This is a genomic window from Brevundimonas sp. GN22, from assembly GCF_054824005.1.
The window spans coordinates 1-8,409 of record NZ_JSYD01000081.1 but is presented as its reverse complement, the minus strand read 5'-3'; the positions used below and the strand labels follow the sequence as shown (position 1 = coordinate 8,409).

Annotated in this window: 7 protein-coding genes; 1 reads left to right on the top strand and 6 read right to left on the bottom strand. The window is 63.2% G+C overall.

Annotated elements, in window-relative coordinates:
• The 3 genes from OB03_RS11650 to OB03_RS11640 form a co-directional block, all read right to left on the bottom strand.
• On the bottom strand, positions 1 to 991 hold a 991-nt coding region (locus OB03_RS11650), incomplete at its 3' end, for an efflux transporter outer membrane subunit (RefSeq protein WP_461344239.1).
• Complete coding sequence (locus tag OB03_RS11645; protein ID WP_461344238.1) at positions 991 to 4,245, bottom strand: efflux RND transporter permease subunit; 3,255 nt, start codon at positions 4,243 to 4,245, stop codon at positions 991 to 993. The genes OB03_RS11645 and OB03_RS11650, both read right to left, overlap by 1 nt.
• A gap of 29 nt (positions 4,246 to 4,274) precedes the next feature.
• The gene (locus OB03_RS11640; RefSeq protein ID WP_461344237.1) at positions 4,275 to 5,462 is read right to left on the bottom strand and encodes an efflux RND transporter periplasmic adaptor subunit; all 1,188 of its coding nucleotides are present in this window, start codon (positions 5,460 to 5,462) and stop codon (positions 4,275 to 4,277) included.
• A gap of 168 nt (positions 5,463 to 5,630) precedes the next feature.
• On the opposite strand from OB03_RS11640, the gene OB03_RS11635 reads away from it, so the two are divergent.
• A complete protein-coding gene (locus OB03_RS11635; RefSeq protein WP_282452631.1) occupies positions 5,631 to 6,218 on the top strand; it encodes a TetR/AcrR family transcriptional regulator in 588 nt (195 codons plus the stop codon).
• Between the two features lie 53 nt (positions 6,219 to 6,271).
• Here the strand turns inward: OB03_RS11635 and leuB are convergent, their stop codons facing one another.
• The 3 genes from leuB to OB03_RS11620 form a co-directional block, all read right to left on the bottom strand.
• The gene (leuB, locus tag OB03_RS11630; protein ID WP_461344236.1) at positions 6,272 to 7,372 is read right to left on the bottom strand and encodes a 3-isopropylmalate dehydrogenase; all 1,101 of its coding nucleotides are present in this window, start codon (positions 7,370 to 7,372) and stop codon (positions 6,272 to 6,274) included.
• Positions 7,369 to 7,968: a 3-isopropylmalate dehydratase small subunit gene (gene leuD / locus OB03_RS11625; protein ID WP_461344235.1), complete on the bottom strand. Its 600-nt coding sequence runs from the start codon at positions 7,966 to 7,968 to the stop codon at positions 7,369 to 7,371. Before leuD ends, leuB begins: the two co-directional genes overlap by 4 nt.
• On the bottom strand, positions 7,968 to 8,409 hold a 442-nt coding region (locus tag OB03_RS11620), incomplete at its 5' end, for an aconitase family protein (RefSeq protein ID WP_461344234.1). The genes OB03_RS11620 and leuD, both read right to left, overlap by 1 nt.

Below are 8,409 nucleotides of genomic sequence, written 5' to 3'. Positions count from 1 at the left end.
CCGTCGAGCCCAACGATCCACCAAGGCGGATCGAGGGGAACATGCCTGCGGTCGCTACATTCACCCGTGCACCGGCAGCGGCCAGTTCGGCTTCTGCGCGGCGGATGTCGGGGCGGCGGGCCAGAAGGGCAGCACCGTCACCGACCGGGATAGGCTGCGACAGTTGCGGAGTGGTGCTGCAAGCCTTGGCCGCTTCGCTGGCCTCGGCGGGCGTGCGGCCCGTCAGGGTAGCGAGGCGGAATAGGGCCGCATCACGTCCGGCCCGCAGCGGCGGCAGGCTGGCACGGGTTTGCTCCAGTGCGGCACGGGCGCGGGCGACGTCCAGACCGTTACCAACACCGCCGGTCAGCAGGCGTTGAACCAGATCTGCGGTCTGGGTCTGCAGGTCGATATTGCGCTCGGCCACCGCCACCTGTGCGTTGAGCGCGCAGGTGTCGGCATAGGCACGGGCCGTCTCGGCAGCCACCGTCACGCGCACGGTTTCCAGTGCGGCTTCGGCAGCGCGGGCATCGGCACGGGCGGCGCGGATCGAGGACTCGACGCGACCGAACAGGTCGATCTCATAGGCCACGTCAAGACCCACATCATAGGTGTCGACGTCCGGCAGTTCGGCACCGCCGGCTTGCGGCGCGGTGATGGTCGAGGACTGGCTGCGGTTGGCGGCACCCGTCACCGTGGTTGACGGCAGTCGGTTGCTGCGGGTCTCCGACAGCGAGGCACGGACCGCACGCAAGTTTGCGGCGGCGGCTTCGAGGTCGTTGTTCTCGGCCAGAGCCTGCTGGATCAAAGCATCCAGATTGGCGTCATTATACAGACGCCACCAGTTGCCCTGAACCGGCGCGGTCGAAACCGCGCCAGTCTGGGAGCCGATGAATTCGCCTTGCGACGAAACCGGCGTGGTCGGAACGACCGGCTTGGGCCCGACGGCGCAGGCGGCCAGCAGGGCCGCCGAGGCCGAGGCCGTCAGCAGGGTGCGGATGGAGGCTTTCATCAAGCGTCTCCCTTCTGGATGGCTTCGTCGGTGTCGAACGGATCATGCGGCGTCGAACCGAAGGAGGTCGGCAGTTGGCGTTCCTTTTCGGGGCCCTTCGGCAGCTTTCCGGCGATCCAGCGGCAGACCACATAGAAGACTGGCGTGAACAGCAGACCGAAGATGGTCACGCCGATCATACCGGACACGACGGAGATACCCAGCGACTGGCGCATCTCTGCACCGGGGCCGCTTGCCAGCGCCAGAGGCAGCACACCGAAGATGAACGCAAACGACGTCATCAGGATCGGGCGCAGACGCTGGCGGGCAGCCTGAACGGCGGCGTCGAAGCGGTTGAGACCGTCTTCGTCCTCGGCCTGTTTGGCGAACTCGACGATCAGGATGGCGTTCTTTGCCGCCAGACCCACGAGCACGACCAGACCGACCTGGACGAGGATGTTGTTGTCCAGACCCATAAGGTTGACCCCGATCATTGCCGCCAGAATACACATCGGCACGATCAGAATAACGGCCAGCGGAAGCGTGAAGGCTTCATATTGTGCGGCCAGCACGAGGAAGACGAAGACCACGGCCAGGACGAAGATCACACCGGCAGAGCCGCTGGATGCTTTTTCCTGATAGGCCATTTCGGTCCATTCATAGCTGAAGCCCTCCGGCAGAGCCTTGCCGGCCAAACCTTCCATGAAGGCCAAAGCTTCACCCGAAGAGACGCCCGGAGCAGGCGAACCCATCAGTTCCGAAGCCGGGAACAGGTTGAAGCGGACAACACGCGACGGGCCCGAGGACTCGTAGAGGTTGGCCACAGCACCCACCGGCACCATCGCACCCGAGTTCGAACGAACCTTGAGGTTGGCGATGTCGGAGATGTCGTCGCGGTACATCGGCTCTGCCTGTGCCGTCACGCGGAAGGTGCGGCCCAGATAGTTGAAGTCGTTGACGTAGGCCGAGCCCAGATAGATGCCCAGCGTACCGAACACCGACGAAGGCTGGACGCCCATCATCAGAGCCTTGTCGCGGTCGATATCGGCCTGAATACGCGGCGAGCCGGTATTGTACATCGAGAAGACCTGGCTGACGTCGTTCGGGCTTTGGGCAGCAGCGCCCATCATCGCGAATGTCGCCCCTTCCAGCGCCTTGTAGCCAGCGTTGGAACGGTCCTGGATCATCATCTTGAAGCCACCGTTACCCATGCCCTCAACCGCAGGCGGCGACAGCATGAAGATCTGGGCTTCTTGAATCTGGGCCGCTGCACCGGTCAGGGCACCGCCAAGGGCGGCCGCGGCCTGATCCTTGTTCGGGCGCTCGTCCCAATGCTTCAGCTTGATGAACATGGTGGCCGAGTTGGAAGCCATCGAGAACGACGAACCGTCGAGACCGGCAAGGGCGGCCACTTCGGCAACGTTTTCGTTCTGGTTGATGATTTCCAGCGTGCGGTTCAGCACTTCGGTCGTGCGTTCCAGCGAGGCACCCGAGGGCAGCTGGACGACACCGATCAGCACACCTTGGTCCTGATCGGGGATGAAGCCGGTCGGGGTGTCGGTCAGGCGCCAGCCGGTCACGGCCAGCAGACCGACGTAGACAGCCAGAACCACGACCGTCATGCGCACAAGGCGTGCGGTCAGGGCACCGAACTTCTCGGAAAGCCAGTCGAAGCCAACGTTGAACTTGTTACCGGCCCAGCCGATGCCATAGCCGATGGAGCCCAGGACACCCTTCTTGCGGGTCGCATGTTCGTCATGGGCCACGTGCGGCTTGAGCAGCAGCGCCGCCAGAGCCGGCGACAGGGTTAGGGAGAGCAGCAGCGAGATCAGGGTCGAGGACGCGATCGTCACGGCGAACTGGCGATAGAAGATACCCGGAATGCCCGGCACGAAGGCGGTCGGCACGAACACTGCGGTCAGCACCAGCGAGATGGCGACCAGAGCGCCCGACACCTCGGCCATGGAGCGGTAGGCCGCTTCACGTGGGGTAAGCCCCTCGCGGATGTAGCGCTCGACGTTCTCGACCACGATGATGGCGTCGTCGACGACGATACCCACGGCCAGAACCAGAGCGAACAGCGACAGCGAGTTGATCGAATAGCCGAGGCCCAGCAGCACCGCGAAGGTGCCCACCAGAGCGACCGGAATGGCCAGCACCGGAATGATCGCCGCGCGCCAGGTCTGCAGGAAGACCAGAACAACGATAGCCACGAGGATGACGGCCTCGAACACCGTGTGGATGACCGACTCCACCGAGGCTTCAACGAACTCGGTCGGGTTATACGGGATGGAATAGGCAACGCCGGCCGGGAAATCCTTGGCCATGGCTTCCATCTCGTTCAGGACCAGTTCTGCCGACTTCAGAGAGTTGGCACCCGGTTGCTGGATGATACCCAGACCAACGCCGGCCTTGCCGTCGAAGGTGGCGTTTACGCCATAGTCCTGCGGACCGATCTCGATGCGGGCGACGTCCGACAGACGTGTTACGCGGCCTTGGGCGTCGGAGCGGATCACGACCTGACCGAACTCTTCAGGCGTCTGTAGACGGCCCTGAACGTCGATTGGGGTTTGGAACGCCGCCGAGTTGGTCGGGTACGGAGCCTGACCCAGCGAGCCACCAGCAGCCTGGATGTTCTGGGCTTGGAGGGCACCGACGATGTCCTGAGCCGACAGGTTGCGCGCAGCGGCCTTGGTCGGGTCGATCCAGATGCGCATGGCATAGTTGCCACCGCCGAACACCATGACCGAGCCTACGCCGTCGAGACGCAGCAGGCGGTCGCGCACGACCGAGTTGCCGAGGTTACCGAGATAGGTCCGGTCGATGCTGGGGTCATCCGACGTCAGGGCGACCAGCATGAGGAAGCCGCTGGAGGCCTTGTTGACGCTGACGCCAGTGCGGCGGACCTCTTCGGGCAGGCGCATCTCGGCCAGCGAGACGCGGTTCTGCACCAGAACCTGAGCGGTATCGAGGTCGGTGCCCGGCTCGAAGGTCACGGTCACGGCGACGGCACCGTCTGCCGTCGAGGACGACGACAGATAAAGCATGCCCTCAACGCCGTTGACTTCCTGCTCGATGGGAGCGGCGACAGTCTCGGCCAGCGTTTCGGCGGATGCACCCGGATAGGCGGTGTTGATGGTGATGGTGGGTGGCGCAATGTCTGGATACTGCGCCAGCGGCAGGCTCGGATAGGCAAACGCCCCCACCAGTGTGATGAAGGTGGCGATAACGATCGCGAAGATCGGCCTATCGATAAAGAAGCGGGAGAAATTCATAACTGGGTTTCCGGCCTATGCCTCTTTACTCAACCTGCGTTGACGAAGGTGGCGGAGGAGGCCGTCGACGCAGCCGTCGTCGGCGCAGGGTTTGCCGGCGCTTCGGAAGGTTTGATCGTACCGTTCTGGGCGGTAACCTTCTGGCCCGGACGGGCGCGTTGCTGACCATTGATGATGACGCGATCATCGGCGGCAAGGCCGGTGCGGATTACGCGCAGGCCGTTGACGACCGGACCGGTCTGGACCGGCTTGGCACCGACCGTGCCGTCCTTCGCCACGACGTAAACCAGACGGCGGGCACCATCGGCGATGATGGCCGAATCCGGAACCAGCATGGCCTGGTACTCGGCGGCACCGGCCAGTTGGGCATGACCGAACATACCCGGCTTCAGGAAGCCGTTGGCGTTGGCGATGACGGCACGAAGGCGGATGGTGCCCGAGGCCGGATCAATGGCGTTGTCAGTGAAGTCGAGCGTGCCCGAATGGGTGAACTCGGCTTCGTCCTGCAGACGGACCTTGATCGGGACAGCGCCCTTGGCCGCTTCACGCTGATAGCGCAGAGCGGTGGCTTCGGAACCATCGAAAACGAAATAGATCGGCGAGGCCGAAACGATGGTGGTCAGAATGTCACCGGCAGACGAACCGCCACCGATCAGGTTGCCCGGATCAACGCGACGGTCGGACACGCGGCCCGAGATCGGAGCGGTCACGCGGGTGAACTCCAGCTCCAGATTGCGGGCGCGAATAGCGGCATTGGCCGCCGAAACAGCAGCCTCGGCGGTTTGGACCGCAGCCTTTTTGGCATCAAACTCGGCTTGCGAGACGGCCTGGGAGGCCAGCAGGCCTTCGGCGCGCGCCAGATCAGCCCTGGCCAGACCCAATTGGGCCTGAGCCTGCGCCAGTTGGGCGCGGGCCGATGCTAGGGCTGCTTGTGCGGGACGCTGGTCCAGCGTGAACAGCAGTTGGCCCTGACGGACATAGTCACCGTCCTTGAAGTGGACCGACTGGATATAGCCGCCTACGCGGGCGCGTACGTCAACGCTGCGGGTGGCTTCAAAGCGACCCGTGAATTGGTCCCAGTCCACAACTGTCTGCGAAAGCGGGGCGGACACCGTTACGGGCGGAGCGCCTTGTTCGGGGGCCTGCTCACCTTTTGAGCAGCCGTAGAGGGCAGCCGCCACTAAGACGGACGCGGCCGCAATCTTCACCGTGCGCATAGGCGCAATCTCCTGGTCACTGAATTTTGTCTGCAGAGGCTGAACGCGGGAAAGAGGGAGGGCGCGCCCAGTCAACGTGTGTAGACTTAATGGCCACGAAGACAGCCCTTGTCAACGGCTGATGACATGGCCATACTCATAAGAAGGTTTTTTGGAGACTTTAGTTTTTTGTCAGCCCGCGAGAGTCATAGGCCGCGCAACGCCGTAGCCACGCGTCAGGCCATACTCGATGTCGCCCGGCAACGCTTTACAGCCCATAGCTACGATGACGTCGGCATGCGCGATATCGCCCGCGAGGTCGGTGTCGATGCGGCTCTGATCTCGCGCTATTTCGGCTCCAAAGAGGACCTCTTTGTCGAGGTTCTCGACAGCTGCAAAAATGGCCGTGATCTCACGGAAGGTCCTCGTGAGGCCTTTGGACGGCGCGTCGCACGCGAGGTGATCCTTGGCGAGTTCGATGGCTGTACCAGTGGCGAGAACCGTCTCGGCGGGTTGCTGATACTGCTGCGCTCGATTGGGTCTTCCAAAGCTATGGAAGTGGTTCAGCGATCCTCCAACGAGAGGTTTTTCGAACCTCTGGCGGAGTGGATCGGCGGCGAGGATGCGCAGGTCAGGGCCCGTCTGGTTGCCGGTGTCATTATGGGTATGACCATTAGCCGCGAACTGGCTGGCGGTTTCTCCAGTCTAACGAATGACGAGCAAGAGAAGCTGGCCATCCGCATGGGTGGCGCGCTCCAAAATCTTCTGGACGGATAACGAAAAAGGCGGGCCGCAAAGCCCGCCTTTCTTGTTGTCTTATGGAGCGGGCTTTAGGCCCAGTGCATCGGCACGTGGCGCGAAGCGGCCCAGTGGATGGCGCGGATGGCATCGACCACAGCGCGAGTGGCGGCTTCGGCGCCCAGTTCGCCACCCAGATCACGCGTGACCTGATTGGAAGCCTGAACCGCAGCAACGGCGGCTTCGATCGAGCAGGCTTCGTCTTCCAGTCCAAAGCTGTGGCGCAGCATCATGGAGGCCGACAAGATGGTGCCAATGGGATTGGCCTTGTCCTGTCCGGCGATGTCGGGGGCCGAGCCGTGGATCGGTTCGAACAGACCCGGACCGCTTTCGCCCAGCGAGGCCGAAGGCAGCAGGCCGATAGAGCCGCCTAATACTGAAATCTCGTCCGACAAAATGTCGCCGAACATGTTCTCGGTCAGGATGACATCGTATTCACGCGGCTTGAGGATCAGGTGCATGGCCATGGAATCGACCAGTGCATGTTCCAGCGTGATGTCGGGGAATTCCTCGGCATGGATGCGGTTTACGGTCTCGCGCCACAGCCGCGAGGTTTCCAGCACATTGGCCTTGTCGACCGAAGTGACCTTGCCGCGGCGTTGTTGGGCTGCCTTGAAGGCGGCGCGGGTGACGCGCTCGATCTCGGCGACCGAATAGGTGCACAGGTCCGAGGCTTCGGTTTCGGTGCGGGTGCGTTCGCCGAAATAGACGCCGCCGGTCAACTCACGGAAAACCAGCAGGTCCACGCCCTCGACGATCTCGCGCTTCAGCGGCGAGCGGTGCGCCAGTGCAGGCGAAACCTGCAGGGGGCGCAGGTTGGCAAACAGGCCCATTTCCTTGCGGATGGTCAGCAGGCCCTGTTCGGGACGAACCGGCTTGCCGTCGAATTTGGGATCACCCACGGCACCCAGCAGGACGGCATCGGCCTTCACACAGGCATCGCGCGTGGCGTCCGGCAGCGGAGTGCCGGTGGCATCGATGGCCGCACCGCCGATCAGGTGTTCCTCAAAATTGAACTGATGGCCATAGATGTCACCCAGTGCGGTCAGGACGCGCTGGGCAGCCTTGGTGACTTCGGGGCCGACGCCATCGCCCGGCAGGACGACGATGTTAAAGGTGCGTTTCTCGCTCATCGTGCGATCTCCGGTTGGGGGTCATTTCGGGTGGCCTCGAAGGCCGAGATGTTTTCGTCGCGGACCAGCAGCCAGCCCAGAGTGTCGACACCGTCGATCAGGCACTGGCGGGCAAAGGCTTCGACCTTGAACGGGACAGGGGCGGCATTGCCGCGCTGGATCTGGTTGTTCTCCAGATCGATGGTGACCGGCTGGTCCTGATTTTGAGCCAGATCGTCCCAGACCCCCTGGCTGACCACGATGGGCAGCAGGCCGTTCTTCAGCGCGTTGGAGGTGAAGATGTCGGCGATCTCGGTCGAGATCACGGCCTTGAAGCCATAATCCAGCAGCGCCCACGGGGCATGCTCGCGCGAGGAGCCGCAGGCGAAGTTCGCCCCGCCCAGAATGATGCGGTACTCGCTCGGGTCGATGCGGTTCAGGATGGCCTCGGGCTTGGGCGAACCATCGGCCTCATAGCGCCAGTCATTAAAGGCGTGCTTGCCCAGACCTTCACGCGTGGTGGTGGTCAGGAAGCGGGCCGGAATGATCTGGTCGGTGTCTATATTGGCCTGAGACAGGACCACGACCTTGGATGTCAGCGTCTTGAACGGTTGCATCAAGCGGCCTCCTCGACCAGAGCCGGATAGTCACGAGGGTCCGCCAGATGACCGGCAACGGCGCTGGCGGCGGCGGTGGCAGGGCTGGCCAGAATGGTGCGGGCACCCTTGCCTTGGCGGCCTTCAAAATTGCGGTTGGAGGTCGAGACGCACAGTTGGCCCTCGCCCACCACATCGCCGTTCATGGCGATGCACATGGAGCAACCGGGGATGCGCCATTCGGCACCGGCCTCGGTGATGATCGTGTGCAGACCTTCGGCCTCGGCCTGACGGCGGACCGCTTCGGAGCCGGGGACCACCAGCATGCGAACGCCATCGGCGACCTTGCGGCCCTTCAGGATGGAGGCGGTGACGCGCATGTCGGGGAGGCGGCCATTGGTGCACGAGCCGATGAAGACGACATCGACCTTTTCAGTCGTGGTCACTTTGCCCGCGGTGAAA

Bases quoted from the DNA above. Each gene is read 5' to 3' on its own strand.
- OB03_RS11645 (WP_461344238.1), bottom strand. From the start codon at position 4,245: ATGAATTTCTCCCGCTTCTTTATCGATAGGCCGATCTTCGCGATCGTT.
- OB03_RS11640 (WP_461344237.1), bottom strand. From the start codon at position 5,462: ATGCGCACGGTGAAGATTGCGGCCGCGTCCGTCTTAGTGGCGGCTGCC.
- leuB (WP_461344236.1), bottom strand. From the start codon at position 7,372: ATGAGCGAGAAACGCACCTTTAACATCGTCGTCCTGCCGGGCGATGGC.
- leuD (WP_461344235.1), bottom strand. From the start codon at position 7,968: ATGCAACCGTTCAAGACGCTGACATCCAAGGTCGTGGTCCTGTCTCAG.